Here is a 22,075-nt window from a genome sequence, read left to right as displayed (position 1 = left end):
TACTCCTCAGATGCGCATTATACTTGCCACTGTACTATCATTTTTATTTTTTGCTCTGTATGATCATTTTTTTATCCCCAAAAATCCTCCGATTGAAACCACTTCACTTGAACAAAATGCAACGCCAACCACTACAACTAGTGCACCTGCTGATGTAAAATCTGCCAGCAGCGTTGATATTGCAGGTGCGCCTACGAGCCCATCAAAATTGGGCGAGACGATTGCAACGATTAAAGCGGCAGGGTATGAGGTTCAGATCGACAGACTTGGCAGAATTGCAAAGTTTTATCTTGAAGAGGGCAAATATAAAGACGATAACGGTGGGCGTTTTCAGCTTATCGATGCTTCTCAAGTACTTTTACCCCTTGAAATTCGATTTAGTGACAAAGCTGTTAACGAAGATGCGTTTGTTATGTCGTACAGCGCAGACAAAGATACTGTCGATGTGAATGAAAATGGTGGTAGTATTGTTTTAACACAAACACTCAGTAATGTTGTTGTGACAAAAACGATTACCTTCTTTCCATCAGGCAGATATGATTTACATGTAAAGCTTTCAACGCCAAAAGAGTACTTCATCTCTCCTGGTTTTAGACCAAGCCTTGCGGTTGATAGTTATACCTTCCATGGCGCATTGATTAAAAAAGCAGATGGCAGTATTAAGACGATTGATGATGGTAGTGCAAAAGGCGATGAGCATTTTGCAAATGCTAAAATCGTAGCAGGTGCGGATAAATACTACACGACGTTTTTTTATGAGTTAGACAAAGGCTTAGAGAGTGTTGTCTCTGTGGGCAAAGATAAAGATCCTCTTTTATTTGTCAAAGGCAATGACGATTTTAAACTCAGTGGTTACCTAGGACCCAAAGAGCATATCAAGCTTCATGCGATTAACCCTGAACTGACGGATGTTATTGAGTACGGTTTCTTTACGTTTATCTCAAAACCACTCTTCTCACTGCTTGCATTCCTTCATGGTATTTTTGGTAACTGGGGTTGGGCAATTGTAGGTATGACGATTATCGTTCGTTTAGTGCTCTATCCTTTGACGTACAAAGGTATGGTTTCGATGAACAAGCTCAAAGAGCTTGCGCCAAAAGTCAAAGAGTTACAGAAAAAATATGGTGATGATAAGCAAAAACTCAATACGCATATGATGGAACTTTATAAGAAAAACGGTGCGAATCCAATGGGCGGATGTTTGCCGATTCTTTTGCAAATTCCTGTATTCTTCGCAGTGTACCGTGTTTTACAAAATGCGATTGAGCTTAAAGGTGCTGAGTGGATTTTATGGGTACAAGATCTAGCGATCAAAGATCCTTATTTTATTCTTCCAATTTTGATGGGTATTACGATGTTTTTACACCAACGCATTACACCCACAACCTTTACCGATCCAATGCAAGAGAAGATTATGAAGTTTTTACCCCTTATCTTTACATTCTTCTTTGTAACGTTCCCTGCAGGTCTAACCCTTTACTGGTTTACCAATAACGTAGCCTCTATCGTACAACAGTTTTATGTTAATAAACTTTTTGCCAAAAAACATGAAGAACCAAAGGTCGAGAAATGATCAAAGTAGAAGCAGCAACACTCCAAGAAGCTTACTCCAAAGCCGCGAGTGAGTTGTCTTGTTCGGTCGTCGATTTAGAGATTAATATTATTCAAAATGGCTCAAGCGGATTTCTTGGGCTTTTTAAAAAGAGTGCCATTATCGAAGTGCAGCGTAAAGGTTCTAAGCCTTTTAGAGAAGAGCGCGAACGCAAAGAGTTCGTGGCACCTCCACGTAAAGAAGAGAGTCGTGAGGTCGAAACGGCGCTCAGTGATGATGACCAGCGAAGAGATCGCAATCGTCGTCCAAAAAATAGACGCAATAAGAATAAAAATAGGGAATTTCCTAAGAGTGAATTTTCTGAGCCTAAACGCTCAGAGCCACTTCCTCCTAAAGAAACCCCTAGTGTAGCGACTCCCAAAGCGGAACCAAAGGTTGAAATGCCTAAAGCTATGCCTGTTAAAGAGCCTAGACATACCATTGCACCAACAGCGATTGATCAAAATTTTCACCATGAGAAGCGTGAGCTCAATGACGTCATTGATAAAGTGCGTGTACAAATTAAAAATCTCTTTAAATACAGCTGCTTTACGCTGGAAAGTCCTAGTGTTTCTAAATACAACGACGATACGATCTTAATCGAATTTAGCGGTGAAGATGCTGCGTTATTGATTGGTAAAGAGGGGTATCGTTACAAAGCACTCTCGTATTTGCTTTACAACTGGATTAACCTTAAATACGGTCTAAATATTCGCCTTGAAATTGCCGAATTTTTGAAAAATCAAGAAGAGATGATCGAAAAATATCTTATTCCTGTGATTGAGCGTATTCGAAACAGCGGCAAAGGGCAAACCAAAATTTTAGATGGTGTTTTGATTAAGATCGCGCTTGAAGCGTTACGTGGTGAATTTCCTGAAAAATACGTTGGGATTAAATCAGGTAAAGATGGCGGTAAATTTATCGTTGTCAATGATTTTAATAGGAAAAACGCATAGATACGATTGCTGCTATTGCCACCAGTGCAGGGGTTGGTTCCATCGCGATTGTTCGCGTCAGTGGACCCAATGCCCTTGCTTTGGCGCTTAAACTCTCCCATAAAAAAAACTTTGAGCCTCGCCTTGCTACCCTAACGTTTTTGCATGACGCACAGGATGATGCCATTGATCAAGCGATTGTCATTTACTTCAAAGCACCACATAGCTTTACGGCTGAAGATGTTGTGGAGTTTCAATGCCATGGTGGTAGTGTGGTGGCGGGGATTGTTTTAGAGACATTGCTTCATCATGGGGCACGACTTGCCAATCCAGGTGAATTTTCTAAACGTGCTTTTTTGAATGGACGCATTGATCTCTCTGAAGCCGAAGCGATTGCCGCACTGATCGAGACCAAAAGTGTGGACGCGGCTAAGATGCTGACGCGCCAGCTCAAAGGCGAACTTCGTCATTTTGTTTTACATGTAAGAGAGTTATTGATAGAAATTCTTGCCTTTGTGGAAGTGAATATTGACTATGCGGAAGAAGATTTGCCCTTAGATATGATCGAGAAAATCAAAGTTAAATTAGATACATTAGCTAAAGAGCTTTTCAAAACCTATGAGAGCAGTCAAAGACGTCAAGGCTTGATGCAAGGCTTTAAAATCGCGATTGTGGGTAAGCCTAATGTCGGTAAAAGTTCGCTTTTAAACACGCTTCTGAGTTACGATAGAGCGATCATCAGTGACATTGCTGGAACGACACGCGATACAATTGAAGAAGAGCTTCGTATAGGGTCACATTTGGTGCGCATTGTCGATACAGCGGGCATCAGACAAGCACACGATACGATTGAGAAGATTGGCATTGAACGTTCCATCGCAGCGATTGAAGAGGCCGAAATCGTGATCGCACTGTTTGATAACAGTACGCCCTATGATCATGAAGATGAAACAATGCTCGCATTGCTTCAAACCTACAGTGCTTCAAAACAGATTGTGATGGTTTTGAATAAAATTGATCTTCCCAATCACTTTGAAACCAGCCATTTAAACGGAGATTTCATAGCCCTTTCGTGTCAAAATGATAGCTACGAACTGACCCAAAAATTACAAACAATCTTAGATCAAACAACGGTTGAAGACAGCCTGATGCTGACCTCTACTCGTCAAATTGATGCCGTTAAAAATACGCATGAAAACGTGCAAAGTTCCTACACTCTTTTAGGTGAGGGCGAGTTAGAACTCTTTGCTTTTCACATCAATGCAGCGATCCAGCACATCTCTTCGATCACCACAGCGTTTGATCGTGATGAGATTTTAGAGAAGATGTTTAGCAATTTTTGCCTTGGGAAATAAGGGTATTTATAAACTGTTTACCTCTGTATGCTACGATAAAAAGAGCAACACAAAGGGGTCATTATGTTTTCAACGATAGAAGAGTTTATTAAAAAAGAGTCCTCTTCTGGCATTCTTCTCATTGCGGTAACACTTTTAGCGCTGCTTCTTCAAAATAGTTTTTTAACCGACGCCTATACCCATTTTCTTCATACGCCTGTGCATATCAGTATCGGAACATTTGGCATTGCTAAGCCACTGCTTTTATGGGTGAATGATGGTTTAATGGCGATTTTCTTTTTCCTAATAGGTCTTGAAGTCAAACGCGAAGTCTTAGAAGGTGAACTTTCATCTAAAAGCCAGATAGCTTTGCCCGCCATTGCAGCACTGGGTGGTATGATCATTCCTGCGCTTGTTTTTACATTTTTTAACCATACAGATGCGTTTGCTATGAATGGGTGGGCGATTCCAACGGCAACCGATATTGCGTTTGCTTTGGGTATTCTCTCTTTACTCGGAAACCGTGTTCCTGTCTCTTTAAAAATCTTTTTAATGGCACTTGCTATTATTGATGATTTAGGTGCGATTGTGATTATTGCGCTCTTTTATACCAGTGATTTATCATTCGTATCGATTAGCATTGCTTTAGGTTCCATTGTCGTTTTAGTGGGAATGAATCAGTTAAAAGTCATCAAAAAAGCCGCCTATATTTTAGTCGGTATTGTGCTGTGGATTAGTGTTTTAAAATCAGGAGTTCATGCCACCATTGCGGGGGTTGTGTTGGCATTTTGTATTCCTCTGTATTCGACAACGCGAAAAGGTGAGCATTTCTCAATGCTTAAAGAGATGGAACATGACCTACATTACTGGGTTGCTTTCTTTATTTTGCCTCTTTTTGCTTTTGTAAATGCGGGTGTGGATCTTAAAGATCTTGCCCCTTCTGCTATTGCTTCTGATGTCTCTTTGGGCGTTATTTTAGGGCTTTTCCTGGGTAAGCAAGTGGGTGTTTTTGGCTTTAGTTTTCTTGCGATTAAACTCGGGTTTGCCTCTTTACCTACAGGTAGTAATTTTAAGCAGCTATATGGTGTAGCCATTCTCACAGGCATTGGTTTTACGATGAGCCTTTTTGTTAACTCCTTAGCTTACAATGATACGGATTTGTTCCATTATGCTGATAAATTAGCCATTTTATTGGGCTCGTTTCTCTCAGGAATCGTAGGGTATCTTTACTTACACAGTATGCCTCAAAAGATACAAGACACTTTAAGTTAAGAGATATTACAATCTAAGAAAGTCTTGTAATGGAGCAATAGGGGGATTTGCATGAGACAGCTCAATCTTAGCAAACGTCTTTTTTGGATTATTGCTTTTTGTGTCTTATGTGCCAATACGCTTATCGTCTTTTTTCTCTATCATCAAGCTGAAAATTTAGCGCAGATGCGTGCTTACTCCAAAGCAAAAACCCTTCAAGACTACTTTACATCTATGCGCTATGTGTATCATCAACAATTTTTAGAAAGTGGGATTGATCTTAACGATTCTACGATTGGATTTCTACCTGCCCATGCCTCTTCTCATATCAGTGAGGAGTTTTTGAAACGCTCGACGCAAGGCATTCGCATGCACAATGTTTCGGATCGTCCACGAAATGCGATTAACCAAGCGGATGCGCTTGAGACAAACGCCATTACTTATTTCAATCAAAACCCCGATAAAAACGAGAGTATAGCGCTGATTAAAGATGGTGATAAAGAGTTTTTCTTTTTTGCATCACCTCTTCGGATTCAAGCGTATTGTTTGGTGTGTCATGGACAGAAGAGTGAAGTGTTACCTTATATTGCCAATCGCTATGAAAATGCGTATGGGTATAAATTGAATGAAGTAAGAGGGCTTACGAGTATAAAAATTCCTAAAAACATTCTGTTTGATGAAGTATTTTCTTTTTTTTTGAAGGAGGTACTTTTTAGCTCCTTGGTTATGTTTTCCTTGCTCGTTTTAATGTATATTGCAATTCGAGAGCTTACCAAGCGCGATGTTGAACAAAAAAGAGAGCTTGAAGGGTTGGTCATTGAGCGTACAAAAACATTGGTTCAAAAAAGTGCTGAACTTGAAAAAGCATACACTCATCAGCAACATCTCTATTCTGTTTTACGCACGGTTGCCGATAGTAACCAAATTCTTATTACCACTCAAACACTCGAAGAGTTACTTTATGAAACAGCGTTGTGCCTTTTTGCCAATGACTCTTTTGCCCATGTTAAAATCGCGTTGTATGAGAACGGTGATTTACATGTAAAAGAGTCACGAGGCTTTGATGAAGAGCATGAGATTAATGCCATGGAAGAGGCTGTTTTTAGCAATGGTGGATTTCGTATCATCACCAGAGCGAGTGAAGATGTCCCTGAAAGCTGCCAAGAAACCATGCGTCGTCATCACGTGAGTGAAGCCTATGTTACGGCACTGAAAAGCGATCGATTTACCCTTACGGCGTTAGGGGTTTTGAGCATTTGCACCACCATTCCAGAAGGATTTAGTTCCGAAGAGCGCTCTATGATCGAGGAGTTAGCCGGTGATATTGGGTTTGCTATTAATTCCTTTATGCAAAAAGAGAGCATTTTAAAACTCTCGTATTATGATTCGCTGACGCATCTTGCCAATAAAGCTCTCTTAATCGAGCAAATGAGGCTTTGTATTGCTACAAATAAACTGAACGTCCTTTTTGGGGCGCTTCTTTTTATGGATTTGGATAATTTTAAATCCATCAATGATCTCAAAGGTCATGAAACAGGCGATAAACTCTTGGTGATGATGGCGCAGAGGTTGGAGTCTTATACGAAGGAGAACAATAGTATTGCACGCTTTGGAGGTGATGAGTTTGCGCTACTCCTTCCCAATCTAGGCAATGTCCTTGAAGAAGCCGCTAAGAGAGCCGAAGCAATTGCGTTGCAAATTTTGTTGGCGACCAAAGAGCCTTTTATCATTGATGGGCATCCTTTTTATATGACAGTGAGTATTGGCATTGGGCTTTTTGATGGGAACGAGAGTGCTGAGGAGTTACTGAGTCACGCCGATAGTGCGATGTATACGGCTAAAAGTGATGGACGTAACACGATTCGCTTTTTTGATCCTTACATCCAAAAAGTCATGGAAGAAAAATCTTCTATGCTCCAACAACTCAGAGACGCAATTGATTCGAAACAGTTTTTACTCTATTATCAACCTCAAGTTGACCAAAACGCGCATGTTATCGGCGTTGAGGCACTGATTCGTTTGAAAAAAGCTACAGGAGAGCTGATTCCTCCTGGGCAGTTTATTCCCTTATGTGAAGAATCAGGTCTGATTGTACCCCTAGGGCAGTGGGTTTTACGCGAAGCGATGATGCAAGTGAAACGCTGGGAAAAAGATGCCCAAAAGTCACAATGGCGCGTCTCCATCAATGTCAGCACCAAGCAGTTTGAGCGCGAAGATTTTGTCCACGTGGTGGAGAGCGTATTAAACGAGACAGCGATTGAGCCTTCGTTGATTCGTTTGGAGCTTACGGAGAGCCTTTTGATTGGAGATAGTGCTAAAGCACTTGTGAAGATACAAGCACTCAAAGCCTTAGGTGTCTCCCTCTCTTTGGACGATTTTGGAACAGGATATTCGAGTTTGCAGTATTTAAAGCATCTGAATGTGGATGAGCTTAAAATTGATCAATCGTTTATTCGGGATTTTCTCACCGATCGCAGTGATGCTTTGATTGTAGAGACGATCATCTCTATTGGTAAAAATTTCAATATGGAAGTGATCGCTGAAGGTGTTGAGAGCGAAGAGCAGTTTGAAAGACTCAAAGCCATGGGGTGTCACTATTTCCAAGGGTATTTCTTTGGAAAGCCAACACCGCCAGAAAATCTTTACATGTAAAGATTATTCACGGACAATATCGTAGCCTCTTGGGATTTCTGCACGAAAAAGTTCCTCATCTAAAAAGAGATTGGTGGATTGGTTGGTGAAGAGAATTTCGACAGCATTATCGAGTTTATCACGGTAAGAAACTTTTTCAATCTGCTCTTTTTGCGTATGAATGGTGTACGTTGTTTCTTGATAGTGGGTAATGTACCTGTTTGGTGTAACCTCTTTTGCCTCTTGCAACAATTGGGCAATATTTGGCGTATTTTCAAGCGTTGTAATAATTACTTGCTCTAACTCCGGCTCAATAATTAAAACGCGTGTGTTATTAAAATAGATCTTTTTAGAGACAGGTTTTTCATAAATCCACAGTGCTTTTTTGTCGTTGGTTGCGTAAAACGTTCCCTCATACACAATGGTTTTATTCTGATCGTTCGTTACTTTTTGAGTAAAATCACTTTGAATCGTTTTAAAGTGCTCGATTTTAGCAAAAAGGAGTGTGGTTAAAAAGAGTAACATTCCAAAAAAACGCATAAAGACTCCTTGAGATGATAAATAAGATATGGAGTTTTATCAAATAGATAGTAAAAGTATGATAAAATCCCAAGTTTTAAGAGAAACTTATGCTATAAAAGTAAAGAAAATAGAGGTGAAATCACATGATGTTGAGTAATATTGTTCGTAAAATTTTCGGCACTAAAAATGATCGCGTTATTAAAGAGCACCAAGTACGCGTAAAAAAGATCAATGCCTTAGAGCCAACATATGAAAAGATGAGTGATGAAGCCTTGTTAGAAGCCTTTAATGCTTTAAGAGTCGATGTCAAAGCAGGAACAGTAACCTTAGATGCTATTTTAAATGATGTGTTTGCAATGACCCGTGAAGCGAGCAAACGAACGACAGGAATGCGCCATTTTGATGTCCAAATGGTCGGTGGTTTGGTGTTACACGGTGGCGACATCGCTGAAATGAAAACCGGTGAAGGAAAAACCCTTGTGGCAACACTTCCGGTTGTCTTAAATGCCATGTCGGGTGAGGGTGTGCATGTTGTTACCGTCAATGATTATCTTGCTAAAAGAGATGCGGCGGATATGGCACGTATCTATAACTTCTTAGGTCTGAGTGTGGGTGTTGTGACCAATGACCTTGAAAACGATGCCAAACGTAAAGCGCAGTACGATAGTGATATTACGTATGGAACCAACAATGAGTTTGGTTTTGACTACTTGCGCGATAATATGCGCTACTCTTTGGATGAAAAAGTTCAACGTTCCCATAACTTTGTTATCGTCGATGAAGTGGACTCTATTTTAATCGATGAAGCGCGTACGCCTTTGATTATTTCAGGTCCTGCAAATCGCACACTTGATGGGTATAAAATTGCTGATGGCGTTGCTAAACAGCTGACCAAAGAGACTGATTTTGCGATTGATGAAAAAAACAGAACGGTTTTAATGACGGAAGATGGTATTAGCAATGCTGAAAAACTTTTCGGTGTCGATAACCTCTACAGCCTTGATAATGCGGTACTTTCCCATCATCTCGATCAAGCGCTCAAAGCACGTTACCTTTTTACAGCCGATGTGGATTATGTGGTTCGCGAAGGTGAAATCATCATCGTTGATGAGTTTACAGGTCGTTTAAGTGAAGGAAGACGTTTTTCTGAAGGACTGCACCAAGCCCTAGAGGCAAAAGAGGGTGTTATGATCAAAGAAGAGTCACAAACCTTAGCTGACATCACCTTTCAAAACTACTTTAGACTGTATAAAAAACTAGCAGGTATGACTGGAACGGCTCAAACTGAAGCGACCGAATTTGCTCAGATTTATAATCTTGAAGTTATCTCGATTCCTACCAATGTGCCAATGCGTAGAGAAGATAAAAACGATCTTATCTATAAAACAGAGCGTGAGAAGTTTGAAGCCGTTATCAAAGACATCAAAGTGTGCCATGAAAAAGGGCAGCCGGTTCTTGTCGGTACCGCTTCGATTGAGAAAAGTGAGCTACTGCATGCTCTTTTGAAAAAAGAAAAAGTACCACATTCGGTTTTAAATGCGAAGAACCATGAAAAAGAGGCGCAGATTATTAAGGATGCAGGTGTCAAAGGCGCTGTAACGATTGCAACCAATATGGCAGGTCGTGGTGTCGACATCAAGCTTGAGGATGAAATTAAAGCCCTTGGAGGTCTTTATATCATTGGTACAGAGCGTCATGAAAGTCGTCGTATCGACAATCAGCTTCGTGGACGTTCAGGTCGTCAAGGCGATAACGGCAAAAGTCGCTTTTATTTAAGTTTGGAAGACAATCTATTACGGATTTTTGGAAGCGATCGTATCAAAGCGATTATGGAGCGTTTAGGCATTGAAGAGGGTGAACACATCGAGTCTAAAATGGTGACGCGCGCCGTTGAAAATGCACAGAAGAAAGTGGAAGCACTTCACTTTGAGTCTCGTAAACACCTCCTTGAATACGACGATGTTGCCAATAAGCAACGTAAAACGATTTACAACTTTAGAAATGAACTTTTAAATCCAACGTTCGATATTGATACCAAAATTAAAGAGATTCGTTTTGAATTTGTGACCAATTTGCTCTTTAAAGCAGAGATTTATGAGGGCATTGCTCAGAGTGAATACAACATAGAACGTCTTATCTTGGTTCTTCAAGATGACCTCAATGAAACCTTTGAGCGTAGTTCTTTAGAGGGCTTAGACTTTGACACATTGCGTACGTTTATTTTAGAATCATTAGAGAAAATTTTTGATGCAAAAATGTCTGTGGTGGATGCAACGCAACGCCAAGAGATTGAGCGTATTTTATACCTTCAAGTACTTGATAATGCGTGGAGAGCCCATTTGTATCAAATGGACATCTTAAAAACGGGTATTGGACTTCGTGGGTATAACCAAAAAGATCCACTAACGGAGTACAAAAAAGAGAGCTATAACCTCTTTATTGAACTGGTAGAGCAGATCAAATTTGAGAGCTTTAGAACACTGCATATCGTTCAACTGCGTGACAACAAAGAAGAAGAAGAGAAGCGTGCCATGGAAGAGATGATTCGAAGAATGGAAGCCGCTAATGCTAACGCCACACTTCAACATCAAAGTCCTTATGCCGACGAAGAAGATGAAAAAGATAAAAAAGCAGCGCGTAATGAGCCATGTCCTTGCGGAAGTGGTAAAAAGTATAAACAGTGTTGTGGTAAGAGTGGTCCTAAAAAAGGGCTTTTAGCGTAAGGGAATAGGGTGCAAAAAAATCTGAGTCTCTACCTTGTCAAAAAGTATTTGCGATTTGACAAGTCACAACCTTTTATTACCGTTATTTCGCTTTTAGCATTTTTTGGTGTGGCGATTGGACTGACTGTTTTGATGGTTGCCATGGCGATTATGAATGGATTTGATAAGGAGTTTGAAAAGAAACTCTTTACGATGAATTATCCACTCTCCATCTATTCGCGTAGTTTTTCGCCTGTGGATCAAGCGCAACTCAATACGCTCAAAGAGCAATTTCCCAAACTTCTTTTTAGCCCCTATATTTCGACGCAAGTGATTATTAAAAAAGGCAATCGTTTAGAAGGTGGAATGCTCTTTGGAGTCCATTTTGAGCAAGAAGCGAAGATTAATTCCATTGTTGCTGAGGCGATTCAGGGTAAAACACTGGATAAATACGACCTCATTACGGGCAGTGAGATCGCTAAAACCCACCAATTTTCACCTGACGAAAAAGCAACACTTATTTTCACAAAAAACGATCCAGGTGGCATGAGCCTCATTCCGAAGATGAAACGCTTTAACTATCAAGGCTCTTTTCGTTCAGGGTTGATGGCGTATGATAAAGCTTACATGTACACTACGCTGGAATCCTTGGCGCAAGTGATGCAGTACGATGAGGGACATTTTGATGGTGTTCATATCTATTCGGATAATCCTTTAGTAGACATTGAAAAAATCCGTAAAGTGCTTCCTGATGATTTAGGTATTGTCGGTTGGTGGCAGATGAATGGTAACTTTTTTGCAGCCCTTGCCCTTGAAAAGCGCGCACTTTTTATTGTGTTAATGCTGATTATTTTGATCGCATCCTTAAACATCATCAGTTCTCTTTTGATGACGGTAATGAACAGGCGTAAAGAAATCGCTCTTTTACTCTCCCTTGGAGCATATAAGAAAGAGATAAAAAATACCTTCTTTTACCTTGGGTTAGTCATTGGGGGAGGGGGAATGGTGTTTGGCATTCTTTTAGGCTCTTTAGCCCTTTTTGTTTTAGGTTCATTTGACATTATCTCTCTGCCTGCAGATGTCTATGGCACAGCACGCTTGCCTCTGGATCTCTCTATGCTGGATTTTGTTTTAACGGTGGTTGGAACCAGCGTGATTGTAGCACTCTCTTCGTATTATCCTGCCTATAAAGCGACGCAAATTAACGTTTTAGATACCCTTCGAAATGAGTAGGAAGTAGGCTTAAAAAGCCTACTTTAAAAGATCGGTTTTAATATTGCAGTTTGTTTCCACTAAATCACGGAGTCTGTGTAAAAGTGCTTTGGCATCAGCACCATCTTCTGGGTAGGTGACAACGTTATCAAAAGGTTCTTGATCTAAGAAGTTTTGAATCCCTGAGAGCACTTCTGTAGCACCATTCCAATCCGTTCCTGTCAGCATAACAACGTAGTGGTTACTGTGGTTAAAAATAGCATCAGTTCTTCGAAGAATGCGTTGGAACATCTCTAAACTATCGATCTCTTTACGCTCTTCCAAGGAAAAAAAGATAAGTGAAAAAGGAACTTCGTCTTTAATACCAAAGCGCTCTAATAGTGCGATATGGTGATCAATAAGATGGGAAAGATTGATTTTTGAAAAAGTGATACCAGACATAAAAACTCCTTTATATTCCTACTGTGTGTTTAATTGTACTGTAAAATCTATGCTAACGTTTCAATTTTTTCAAAATTGAAATAATTATATCCCTCTTTGTGTTCGTAAGTAAAGCTAAGATGATGGGCTTTGATAATGTGATAGACAATATAAAGCCCTAAACCAAAACTTTGATGAGAGTTTTTTTCTTGAACAAAAGGCTCTAAATAGTGCTCAAGATCGTATTTTAGGGGTTTTCCTTGGCTGATGAAAGCAATAGCTTCTTTGGTCGCAACAATTTTAATGGTTTGGTCAATGGAGTATTTTATCCCATTATCGATCACATTTTTCATCGCAGTCGTGAAGAGTCTAAAGTCTACATGTAAAATGATTTCATCATCCAATTCGATCTCAATCTGTGAAGGCGAGATCATCGCAAGATCAATTGCCTCATCGAGCATATCCACCAGACGATACGGTTTAATGTTTTTAAGTCCTTCACCTGAGGTGATCTGCTCAATGGAGGCAAATTCGTTAATCAGAAGTTCAAGTTTCTCAAACGTACCAATCAGTCGCTCACGTTGTTTCCCACTTTCAAGCATCTCCGCACTAATGCGCCCTTTGGTAATCGGTGTTTTGAGCTCATGCATAATGTTGCGTAAAAAAAGCTGTCTGGAGTGGTTGAGTTTATTGATCTGTTCAACGGCATTGTGAAAAGCATTGGCGACTTGAGAAATTTCATCTTCCCCATCGGTTTTACAGTTGATATCAAGATCACCTTTTGCAAAACGGTCCATTTGGCGTTTGAGTTTACGAAGAGGCTTTAGTTTACGGATGGTGAGAATGTACGCGATGATAATAATGGCAAAAACAACACCAAAAATGACTTTAATCAGATCATAGCGGTAGGGCTGAAAATCTTCATCTTTAAGAAGCAAGGAAGCGTATTTCGTCTCGATGTGCAGGTAGTGGTTACTCTCGTAGCGCAAAATAGCACTCGTACCAATACGATCAGCAATTTTTTGAATAATTTGTGCATTTTGAATGATTTGCTCTTTGTCTTCTTTATCGGTAATTTCACGCATTTGGTACCCTTGTACCTGCCTTTTAAGCTCATCATTGGTGATAAAGTTATTCAGGTGAAAAAGCGTTGCACGCGAGATAATGGAGTATTTTATATTGAGTTTTTCCGTATACATTTGCTTGTCATATTCCAGCAAAAAAAGGAGTGCTAAAAAAATACTGACAATACTGATGGAAAAAATAAAGGTGATACTGTAGAAAATCGAAGATTTTGTCATTGTAAAAATTTGTATCCCACACCACGAATTGCATGGATATACGTAGGCTCCTTAGGGTTTTCACCCAGTTTTTGACGAATTCTGCCAATGATCACATCGATACTTTTATTGGTCGTCTCTTCGCTGATCGCTTCGATATTATAAATAAGCTCTTCTCTTGAAACCACACCGCCCTCTTTTTTCATCAAATAGCCTAAAATACCATACTCTGCAGCGGTAAGATGCAGCTGTTTCCCTTGTAACACAATGTTCATCTGCTCTTCATTCAAGATCAAATCTTTTGGTTTTTGCACACTCTGTTCGGTAGGAATCAACCCTTTTTGCCGACGAAGTAGACTCATAATACGTGCTTGAAGTTCCCTTGGATTGTAAGGTTTTGGAAGATAGTCATCGGCACCATTTTCCAAAGCAGTCACCTTGTCAGTAATGTCAGTGCGTGCAGAGGAGATGATGATCGGTATACTGTGGTGTTTGCGTATCTCTGTGCAGACTTCAAGACCATCGAGTCCTGGAAGCGTGAGGTCTAAAATAACAAGATCAAATTTTTGAGTGTCAAGGGTTGAAAGTCCAAGATAAGGATCGTCCGCGATGGTAATAGCAATATCAAACGGTTCTAAATACTCCATCAAAATCTCGGCAAGTTCTAAATCATCCTCGATCATCAAAACATTTGTCATCAACCCACTCCTTACATGTAAAGGATATTATAGCCTATTTAGGAGGCTTTTGCCTCCTAAATATTAGGGCATTACAAGGATAGCACGGTAGTTTTGACGGTTGATGATAACGCGTTTTTTACTGTTTTTATGTGCTTTAATTGCGCTGTTTAAATCTTTAAGAGAGGTGATGTGCATCTGTTCCACTTGGATAATGATGTCGCCTTCTCTAAAGCCCATTTTTTCAGCCTTCGAGTCCTCTTTGACTTCGAGAACAAGCACGCCTTCAACTTCTTTGGGGATTTGGTATTGGGCTCTGGTTTTATCGTTGATTTCCAAAAGACTTAGCCCTTCAATAGGCGTTGTTGTCGCTTTGCCATCACTGCTTGCCACTACCTCTTCTGAATCCATTTTTGCAAGTTTGATCTTGGTTGTTTTGACTTTTTTATCACGCTCATACGTAATGGTAATGGTTTTATCGGGCGCAATGCTTGCAACCGTATTTTTGAGCTCATTAGAGTTCTTCACTTTGATGCCATCCACTTCAAGAATCAGATCGGAGACTTGAAGTCCCCCTTTTTCAGCAGGCGAATTTTTCTCGATCATCAAAATAACGGAGCCTTGTTTGTTCTCATACAGCTCTTTAAGATCATTGGTAAGATCGGAAATGGAAACACCCATAAATCCACGCTCAATTTTGCCTGTTTCGACCAAAGAGGTTGCAATTTTTTGCACCATATTGGAAGGAATGGCAAAGCCTATGCCGTTATTTCCGCCTGTTTTGGAGAGAATCGCGCTGTTTATACCAATGAGAGCCCCTCGGCTATCCACAAGCGCACCACCCGAGTTTCCAGGGTTGATGGAAGCGTCAGTTTGAATGAAATTTTCGTATTGATTCAGTCCGACATTGTTTTTATTGAGTGCGGAGATAATACCTTGCGTGATCGTCTCACCCACGCCAAAAGGGTTACCAATGGCAAAAACAAGATCGCCTTCTAAGAGGTTAGACGAGTCGCCAAATTTAGCTACTTGGAGATCTTTCGCTTCGATTTTAACAACGGCTAGATCAGTTTTAGGATCTTCGCCGATCACTTTAGCTTTATACTCTTTTTCATCATCGGGAAGCGTTACGACAATCTCATCCGCCCCTTCAACGACGTGGTTGTTGGTAACGATGTAGCCATTGGCGGAGATAATGACACCTGAACCCAAAGAGTGCGATTTACGTTCTTGTTGTTTGAGTTCAGGCATCTTATTTCCAAAGAACTCTTTAAAGAACGGATTTTGCATGAGTTCATTGAGTTGGTCGTTTTGCTTACTTTTTTTCGTCGTTGCAATGTTGACAACACTCTTCTTAGCCTCTTTGATAGCGGTATTGTAAGAGAGGATCACATTGGAAGCTGTGGCATCTTTGCGTTCAGAATCTTTAGGCATTTGAGCGATGTCAATCGTCGCGCCAAAGAGGGATAGTGATGCAACAAGCGATAGTAAAATTATTTTTTTCATAGTCAAACTCCTTTGAAATCTTTGTCTTATGGAATTATAAAGGAGAGAGGTAAACATAAAGTAAATATTAAGTTAAGAAGCAGGGAAGTTGATTGATCTAGACTAAACTTTTATGGTATAATCGCTATAAATATTAATGGATAAAAAGAGTCCAAAACAAGGTTAACACTCATGAGTAAGAGCTTATATGAAACATTAGATGTCGCCGTCGATGCGAGTGCGGAAGAGATCAAAAAAGCTTACCGAAGATTAGCGCGTAAGTACCATCCTGACATCAACAAAGATTCAGGGGCGGAAGAGAAATTTAAAGAAATTAATGCTGCCTATGAAATCCTCAGTGATGAGCAAAAACGTCGTCAGTACGACCAATACGGCGATAGCATGTTTGGCGGTCAGAATTTCCACGATTTTGCCAATGCACAAGGGGGTGCGAATTTAGACGATATTTTACGTAGCATCTTCGGTGGCGGAGGCGGCGGTGGATTTGGAGGCTTTAGCAGTGGTGGGCGAGGCGGCTTTGGAAGCTTTGGTAGCGGCGGTTTTGGTGGGTTTAGTGAGCCAGACTTAGATGTCAGTGCTAAAATTATTATTCCTTTCAATGTGGCTATTTTAGGTGGCAAACATTCGCTCTCATACAACAATGAAAGTTTTGATGTCAAAATTCCTGCTGGCATCAAAAACGGCGAAAAGATGCGCGTGAAAGAGAAAGGTAAATCGTTTCAAGGTCAAAAGGGCGATCTTATCTTAAGTGTGGAAGTCGCCTCCAGTCCTGAATATACCAGAGAAGGTGATGATCTGGTAAAGAGCATTGATATCCCGCTTAAAACAGCTCTTTTTGGTGGTAAAATCGCTGTGGATACGCTCTATAAAGAGATTACCCTCAAAGTCAAAGAAGATACGAAAAATGGACAAAAATTTAGAGTCAAAGAGTATGGTGCATTGAACCGTAAAACGCAAAGTAAAGGTGATTTGTACTTAGTGGCTAACATCGTTCTTCCTCCTCTTGCTTCTTTGGATAGCTCCTTAAAAGCACTGTTGGAAGAACATTTACCACATTAAACTTACGAGGAGTATGCCATGCATCATGGGTATGAAGAACCGGTTTATTTGATCAGTGTTGTCGCAAAAGTTTTAACCATTCACCCTCAAACACTTCGCCAGTATGAGCGAGAAGGGCTTGTTAGGCCTTCAAGGACCGATGGGAAGATGAGGCTTTATTCACAACAAGATATTGACAAAATCAAGATGATTCAGCGCCTTACACGCGATCTTGGGGTCAATCTTGCTGGTGTTGACATCATTATGCAGCTCAAAGATAAAATCGATGATTTTGAAGTATTGGTGGAGAGTTTACGCATGGAACTCAGTGGGCTTACGAAAAAAAGTACGCAAACCAAAAATCCTTTGGTGAAACATAAAAACAGTTACGAGATCATTTTATTTGGGGAATAGTCGTGGATAATATATTAGCGATCATTTTGAGTGCAACCGCTTTAGCAACCCTCTTTAACCTTTTGTTGAAGCGTTTTAATATACCAACGATTATTGGCTATATTATCACGGGATTTGCTATTGCTTACATGTATAAATTGGGTCGCAATAATGAATCTTTGACGCATATCGCAGAATTTGGTGTTGTTTTTTTAATGTTTACCATTGGGCTTGAGTTTTCCATCAAACATCTTTTAAGTATGAAAAAAGATGTTTTCTTTTACGGACTACTTCAAGTCTCTCTGGTTGGCGGCGTGATCGCTTTGGGTGCTGAGCATTTTTTTGGTATTGAAAAAAAGAGTGCGATCATTATCGGGTATGCGCTTGCGCTTTCATCCACGGCGATTGTGCTTAAGATTCTGAATGACAGTGGAACGATTCATACCATTTACGGGCGTAAAGCGCTGGGGATTTTACTCTTTCAAGATATTGCGGTCATTCCGATCTTGTTGATGCTTAACATCTTCTCAAATCAAAACAGTTCCCTTTCTGAGCTTCTTTTGCAGACGTTGTACAGTGTGATTATCATTTTGGGTTTGATGTTTATCATCGGCAAGTATCTGCTTAACCGCTTTTTATCGCTTGTTGTCTGGGCGGATACCCAAGAAATTTTCATCGCTTCGGTGTTGCTCCTCGTTGTGGGTGCCTCATTTTTAGCGCACACTTTAGGCTTTTCCTACTCTTTGGGCGCTTTTTTGGCAGGCATGATGATGTCTGAGACGCAGTACAAACACCAAATTGAAGCCGACTTGGTTCCTTTTCGAGACTTGTTGCTCGGACTCTTTTTTATCACCGTTGGTATGCAGATTGATCTTGGGTTGATTTCTCAAAATTATGGCACGATTTTGCTTTTTTTAGTCACAATGGTTGCCTTTAAAACGCTGGTTGTTTTTGGGATTTTATTTTTTGCTGTGGGTGGTCGAGTTGCGCTGAAAACGGGTTTGGCATTGTGTCAAGCGGGTGAGTTTTCGTTGGCGATTTTAGCCCTTGCAAGCTCCACGCAGCTTATCAGTGCCAAGACATCTCAGATTTTGATTGTTACGGTTGTTTTATCGATGATTATGACGCCATTTATTCTGAAAAATATGAAAAAAATTGTCGATGCCATTACGAAAGAGCCCAATAACGGCGATTTTATGATTCACTCTTCAGGCATTAAAGATCACATCATTGTGTGTGGATATGGAAAGCTAGGGCAAGAGATTGTGTATCGTCTCAAAAAGATGAATGTCAATTATTTGGTTTTAGAACATGACATCAATCTGGTCAAACTCGGGCAAAACAGGGGTGAACCAGTTTATTTTGGCAATGCAGCTGAGAAGAGTATTTTGAAAAATGCGTTTGTGGAAGAGTCTAAAGCGGTTATTATTGCGATTAACAATGAGAAAAAACTCATTCTGCTGTGCGAGGTGCTCAAATCATTTGATGCACCGATTAAGATCGTTGCCAAAGCGAGTGACTACGATGAAAAAAAACTGCTTAAAGCACTTCAGGTGAAGCATATTGTCAACGAAGGAAGAGAAGCCGCCAAAGCACTTTTGAAAGTGGCGATGGATGAAGATATAGATTATTAGACTTCTTACAAAACTGTAAGAAGTCTTCTGCCTCGCGAGAGGCTAGCTTTAGTGCCACAGCGGCTTAGCGTAGCCTTTTCAAGGAAACTTTGTTTTGGGCTTTGCCTAAAAGGCGTGATAAAAGAGTTCTGTAGGAACTCTATTGAGTAATAAAAAGCGCTATCTCGTCGCTTAAAAAGTAGTCCGTGTTAAAGACACGATGATCTTTACATGTAAGCTTGTTTTCTTCCACTAAAATGCTAACTTGCATCATCTCTTTGGGGCTAAAACTGGCTAGTGCGATGCCAATCATGCTCCTCAATCCTAGGAAAATTTTTTCGACATGTAAATCTTCAAGGCTAAGTTTTTCGATCTCTTGAAAAAGAGGATTTTGAACGTAAGCTTCGATCTCTTTTGCGGGATAAAAACGCCTATTTTTTAAAAATCCTACTGCACCAGCCCCGATTCCTAAATAGTCTTGATGTTCCCAATACCCTTTGTTATGAACGCTTTGGTAGGTTCCGAAATTGGAGATTTCGTATTGGGGAAATCCTGCTTGTATAATCGCGTGTACGAAATCTTTGGCAAGTTCCTCTGAGCCATTGGCAACATCGGTTCGTTTGAAAAAGGGCGTCTCTTCTTCGAGGGTGAGCGCGTAGGCACTCAGATGATTGATGGGCAAGGAGCTGGCGATGTTAAGGTCTTCTTGCAACAGAGCTGGCGTGTCCAGTGCGGTGCCATAAATGAGATCAAGGGAGATGTTTTGAATGCCCAGATTTGCCGCCGAAGTGATAGCGTCTAAAGCCTGTTTGGGCGTGTGATTGCGCCCTAAAAAGGTCAATTTTTGTGCATTAAAACTCTGCACACCAAAGCTGAGACGATTGACGCCTAACGTGCGCATTCCCTCTATCCATTCCTTTGTTGCCGATTGAGGATTGGCTTCGGAGGTGACTTCGGCATTATCTGCCAAATAGGGCGTGATCATCTCAAAAAATGGTGCATACCACAAGGCTTGAATGGTTGAAGGTGTTCCGCCTCCAATAAATAAAGAGCGAATACTTTTGGAAGGTGTATTAAATTTTTCCAACTCATAGCGCAGTTGCTTTGTAATCTGTTGCATGTAATTTTGCTTGAGTACACTTTTGTTATCGTAAGAGTTAAAGGCGCAGTAGTGGCATTTGCTATCGCAAAAAGGGATATGGAGGTAAGCTAACACGGATTTCCTTGTATCAAGCAAGTTTAATGACTATTTCGATACTATTTTAACAAAAATATAGAGGTAATGCGCAATTATGGAATCACCAAAACGATACAGACCCAATGTTGCTGCCGTGATTGTCTCTGCCAAATACCCTTTTCAATGCCAACTTTTTATTGCCAGTCGTAGTGATATTGCCGACGCTTGGCAGTTTCCACAAGGTGGAATTGATGCGGGAGAAACCCCTCAAGAAGCCCTTTATCGTGAGCTTGAAGAGGAAATTGGTACCGGTGATGTTGAAATCATTGCAGAGTATCCTCAGTGGTTACAATACGATTTTCCTCAAAAAATTGCTCAAAAAATGTACCCTTTTGATGGACAGAGCCAGAAATATTTTTTAGTAAGACTCAAAAAAGATGCCAAGATTAACCTTGCAACCAAAGAGCCAGAGTTTTGCGACTATAAATTTGTCAATTTAGAAGAAGTGTTTGATTTTATTACCTATTTCAAGCGACCTGTGTATAAGCAAGTGTTAGAATATTTCAAAAAAGAAGGGTATCTTTAAGATGTTGATCGTTCAAAAATACGGAGGAACGAGTGTTGGCAATGTTGAGCGCATTGAGGCTGTTGCCAAACGAGTCATAGAAAGCAAACAAGAGGGACACGATCTTGTCGTCGTTGTTTCCGCGATGAGTGGTGAGACCAATAAACTCTTAGAGTATGCAGCGCATTTTAGCACAACACCCAATCATCGCGAAGTCGATATGTTATTAAGTTCTGGTGAGCGTGTGACCAGTGCTTTGCTTGCGATTGCGCTTGAAGCAGAGGGTTATGCTGCTGTTTCGATGAGTGGACGTCGTGCTGGGATTGTGACCGATGCGGTTCATACCAAAGCGCGTATTGAATACATTGATACCACACTGATGAAAAAAGAGCTAAAAGAAGGCAAAATTGTCGTCGTTGCAGGCTTTCAAGGTGTGACCGAAAACGGTGAAGTCTCAACGCTGGGTCGTGGAGGCAGTGATCTTTCTGCGGTTGCGATTGCAGGAGCGTTAGAAGCGGATCTGTGTGAGATTTACACCGATGTGGATGGTGTTTATACAACCGATCCTCGCATTGAACCTAAGGCTAAAAAACTCGATAAAATCAGCTACGATGAGATGTTAGAGCTCGCAAGTTTGGGGGCGAAAGTGCTTCAAAGCCGCTCTGTTGAGATGGCAAAAAAACTCAACGTCAATCTCGTGACACGCAGTAGCTTTAACAAACACGAAGGAACACTTATTACAAAGGAAGATAAGATTATGGAACAACCATTAGTTAGCGGTATTGCACTCGATAAAAACCAAGCCAGAGTGACACTTCGCGGTGTTACGGATAAGCCTGGCATTGCGGCTGAGATTTTTAAAAAACTCGCTGATTGTAACGTTAACGTTGATATGATTATCCAAAATGTAGGACACGATGGCACAACAAACCTTGGTTTTACTGTTCCTCAAAATGAGCTAGAGATGACAAAAGCTGCTATGAGTGAGCTTAGAGCAAGTGATGTTATGGAGTATGACAGTGACATCGTTAAAGTCTCAGTTGTGGGTGTAGGTATGAAATCGCACAGTGGTGTGGCGTGTAAAGCGTTTGACACGATGGCAAAAGAGGGCATTAACATCGAGATGATCAGTACCAGCGAGATCAAAATCTCTATGGTTATTCAAGCAAAATACGGTGAACTTGCCGTTCGTGCCCTTCACAGTGCTTACCAATTGGATAAATAATCG

18 protein-coding genes are annotated in these 22,075 nt (G+C 40.6%); 12 read left to right on the top strand and 6 right to left on the bottom strand.

The features are described 5' to 3' along the window. The first annotated feature begins 10 nt into the window (after window positions 1-10). From yidC to SMUL_RS16685, 5 genes are all read left to right on the top strand, one after another. Window positions 11-1,573, top strand: coding sequence for a membrane protein insertase YidC (gene yidC, locus SMUL_RS09825; protein WP_038533978.1), 1,563 nt, complete (start codon window positions 11-13; stop codon window positions 1,571-1,573). Then, a complete protein-coding gene (locus tag SMUL_RS09820; RefSeq protein ID WP_051492693.1) occupies window positions 1,570-2,547 on the top strand; it encodes a Jag N-terminal domain-containing protein in 978 nt (325 codons plus the stop codon). Before yidC ends, SMUL_RS09820 begins: the two co-directional genes overlap by 4 nt. Then, on the top strand, window positions 2,544-3,881 hold the full coding sequence (gene mnmE / locus SMUL_RS09815; RefSeq protein WP_025345096.1) for a tRNA uridine-5-carboxymethylaminomethyl(34) synthesis GTPase MnmE: 1,338 nt from the start codon (window positions 2,544-2,546) through the stop codon (window positions 3,879-3,881). Before SMUL_RS09820 ends, mnmE begins: the two co-directional genes overlap by 4 nt. A 63-nt stretch (window positions 3,882-3,944) precedes the next feature. Beyond that, window positions 3,945-5,132, top strand: a complete 1,188-nt coding sequence (gene nhaA / locus SMUL_RS09810) for a Na+/H+ antiporter NhaA (protein WP_025345095.1) — start codon at window positions 3,945-3,947, stop codon at window positions 5,130-5,132. A gap of 51 nt (window positions 5,133-5,183) precedes the next feature. Next, complete coding sequence (locus tag SMUL_RS16685) at window positions 5,184-7,763, top strand: EAL domain-containing protein (RefSeq protein ID WP_025345094.1); 2,580 nt, start codon at window positions 5,184-5,186, stop codon at window positions 7,761-7,763. 3 nt (window positions 7,764-7,766) lie between these two features. Here the strand turns inward: SMUL_RS16685 and lolA are convergent, their stop codons facing one another. After that, entirely contained in the window at window positions 7,767-8,282 is a 516-nt protein-coding gene (gene lolA / locus SMUL_RS09800; RefSeq protein WP_025345093.1) for a LolA-like outer membrane lipoprotein chaperone, read from the bottom strand. Between the two features lie 131 nt (window positions 8,283-8,413). On the opposite strand from lolA, the gene secA reads away from it, so the two are divergent. Together secA and SMUL_RS09790 are read left to right on the top strand one after the other, a co-directional pair. Continuing rightward, entirely contained in the window at window positions 8,414-10,987 is a 2,574-nt protein-coding gene (secA, locus tag SMUL_RS09795) for a preprotein translocase subunit SecA (protein ID WP_407701815.1), read from the top strand. A gap of 9 nt (window positions 10,988-10,996) precedes the next feature. After that, window positions 10,997-12,199 (top strand): ABC transporter permease, encoded by a 1,203-nt coding sequence (locus SMUL_RS09790; RefSeq protein WP_025345091.1) that lies wholly within the window; start codon window positions 10,997-10,999, stop codon window positions 12,197-12,199. Between the two features lie 18 nt (window positions 12,200-12,217). Here the strand turns inward: SMUL_RS09790 and SMUL_RS09785 are convergent, their stop codons facing one another. The 4 genes from SMUL_RS09785 to SMUL_RS09770 form a co-directional block, all read right to left on the bottom strand. Further along, window positions 12,218-12,619, bottom strand: a complete 402-nt coding sequence (locus SMUL_RS09785) for a hypothetical protein (protein WP_025345090.1) — start codon at window positions 12,617-12,619, stop codon at window positions 12,218-12,220. Between the two features lie 47 nt (window positions 12,620-12,666). Further along, window positions 12,667-13,899 carry an ArsS family sensor histidine kinase gene (locus SMUL_RS09780; RefSeq protein WP_025345089.1) on the bottom strand — a complete coding sequence of 411 codons (1,233 nt, stop codon included), beginning with the start codon at window positions 13,897-13,899 and terminating at the stop codon, window positions 12,667-12,669. After that, complete coding sequence (locus SMUL_RS09775) at window positions 13,896-14,576, bottom strand: response regulator transcription factor (protein ID WP_025345088.1); 681 nt, start codon at window positions 14,574-14,576, stop codon at window positions 13,896-13,898. The genes SMUL_RS09780 and SMUL_RS09775 overlap by 4 nt, the downstream gene beginning before the upstream one ends. Window positions 14,577-14,639: 63 nt before the next feature. Continuing rightward, window positions 14,640-16,061: a Do family serine endopeptidase gene (locus tag SMUL_RS09770; protein ID WP_025345087.1), complete on the bottom strand. Its 1,422-nt coding sequence runs from the start codon at window positions 16,059-16,061 to the stop codon at window positions 14,640-14,642. A gap of 171 nt (window positions 16,062-16,232) precedes the next feature. Between SMUL_RS09770 and SMUL_RS09765 the strand changes: the two genes are divergently transcribed. From SMUL_RS09765 to SMUL_RS09755, 3 genes are read left to right on the top strand one after another with little or no spacing between them, the layout of a single operon-like run. Continuing rightward, the gene (locus tag SMUL_RS09765) at window positions 16,233-17,120 is read left to right on the top strand and encodes a DnaJ family protein (RefSeq protein WP_025345086.1); all 888 of its coding nucleotides are present in this window, start codon (window positions 16,233-16,235) and stop codon (window positions 17,118-17,120) included. Between the two features lie 18 nt (window positions 17,121-17,138). Then, on the top strand, window positions 17,139-17,513 hold the full coding sequence (locus tag SMUL_RS09760) for a heat shock protein transcriptional repressor HspR (protein ID WP_025345085.1): 375 nt from the start codon (window positions 17,139-17,141) through the stop codon (window positions 17,511-17,513). 2 nt (window positions 17,514-17,515) lie between these two features. Beyond that, window positions 17,516-19,126 carry a cation:proton antiporter gene (locus SMUL_RS09755; RefSeq protein WP_025345084.1) on the top strand — a complete coding sequence of 537 codons (1,611 nt, stop codon included), beginning with the start codon at window positions 17,516-17,518 and terminating at the stop codon, window positions 19,124-19,126. A gap of 139 nt (window positions 19,127-19,265) precedes the next feature. On the opposite strand, the gene hemW is transcribed toward SMUL_RS09755, so the two are convergent. Continuing rightward, a complete protein-coding gene (gene hemW, locus SMUL_RS09750) occupies window positions 19,266-20,321 on the bottom strand; it encodes a radical SAM family heme chaperone HemW (RefSeq protein WP_025345083.1) in 1,056 nt (351 codons plus the stop codon). Between the two features lie 76 nt (window positions 20,322-20,397). On the opposite strand from hemW, the gene SMUL_RS09745 reads away from it, so the two are divergent. Both SMUL_RS09745 and SMUL_RS09740 read left to right on the top strand, forming a co-directional pair. Further along, window positions 20,398-20,868 (top strand): RNA pyrophosphohydrolase, encoded by a 471-nt coding sequence (locus SMUL_RS09745; protein WP_025345082.1) that lies wholly within the window; start codon window positions 20,398-20,400, stop codon window positions 20,866-20,868. 1 nt (window position 20,869) lies between these two features. Then, window positions 20,870-22,072, top strand: a complete 1,203-nt coding sequence (locus tag SMUL_RS09740; protein WP_025345081.1) for an aspartate kinase — start codon at window positions 20,870-20,872, stop codon at window positions 22,070-22,072. The last annotated feature ends 3 nt before the right edge of the window (window positions 22,073-22,075 follow it).

Source organism: Sulfurospirillum multivorans DSM 12446 (assembly GCF_000568815.1).
Lineage (GTDB): Bacteria > Campylobacterota > Campylobacteria > Campylobacterales > Sulfurospirillaceae > Sulfurospirillum > Sulfurospirillum multivorans.
The sequence above is the reverse complement of the archived record's forward strand: the minus strand, read 5'-3'. Positions and strand labels throughout refer to the sequence as shown.

Coding starts and splice junctions, on each gene's coding strand:
- yidC (WP_038533978.1), top strand. CDS start 11: ATGCGCATTATACTTGCCACTGTACTATCATTTTTATTTTTTGCTCTG.
- SMUL_RS09820 (WP_051492693.1), top strand. CDS start 1,570: ATGATCAAAGTAGAAGCAGCAACACTCCAAGAAGCTTACTCCAAAGCC.
- nhaA (WP_025345095.1), top strand. CDS start 3,945: ATGTTTTCAACGATAGAAGAGTTTATTAAAAAAGAGTCCTCTTCTGGC.
- SMUL_RS16685 (WP_025345094.1), top strand. CDS start 5,184: ATGAGACAGCTCAATCTTAGCAAACGTCTTTTTTGGATTATTGCTTTT.
- lolA (WP_025345093.1), bottom strand. CDS start 8,282: ATGCGTTTTTTTGGAATGTTACTCTTTTTAACCACACTCCTTTTTGCT.
- SMUL_RS09785 (WP_025345090.1), bottom strand. CDS start 12,619: ATGTCTGGTATCACTTTTTCAAAAATCAATCTTTCCCATCTTATTGAT.
- SMUL_RS09780 (WP_025345089.1), bottom strand. CDS start 13,899: ATGACAAAATCTTCGATTTTCTACAGTATCACCTTTATTTTTTCCATC.
- SMUL_RS09775 (WP_025345088.1), bottom strand. CDS start 14,576: ATGACAAATGTTTTGATGATCGAGGATGATTTAGAACTTGCCGAGATT.
- SMUL_RS09770 (WP_025345087.1), bottom strand. CDS start 16,061: ATGAAAAAAATAATTTTACTATCGCTTGTTGCATCACTATCCCTCTTT.
- SMUL_RS09765 (WP_025345086.1), top strand. CDS start 16,233: ATGAGTAAGAGCTTATATGAAACATTAGATGTCGCCGTCGATGCGAGT.
- SMUL_RS09760 (WP_025345085.1), top strand. CDS start 17,139: ATGCATCATGGGTATGAAGAACCGGTTTATTTGATCAGTGTTGTCGCA.
- SMUL_RS09745 (WP_025345082.1), top strand. CDS start 20,398: ATGGAATCACCAAAACGATACAGACCCAATGTTGCTGCCGTGATTGTC.
- SMUL_RS09740 (WP_025345081.1), top strand. CDS start 20,870: ATGTTGATCGTTCAAAAATACGGAGGAACGAGTGTTGGCAATGTTGAG.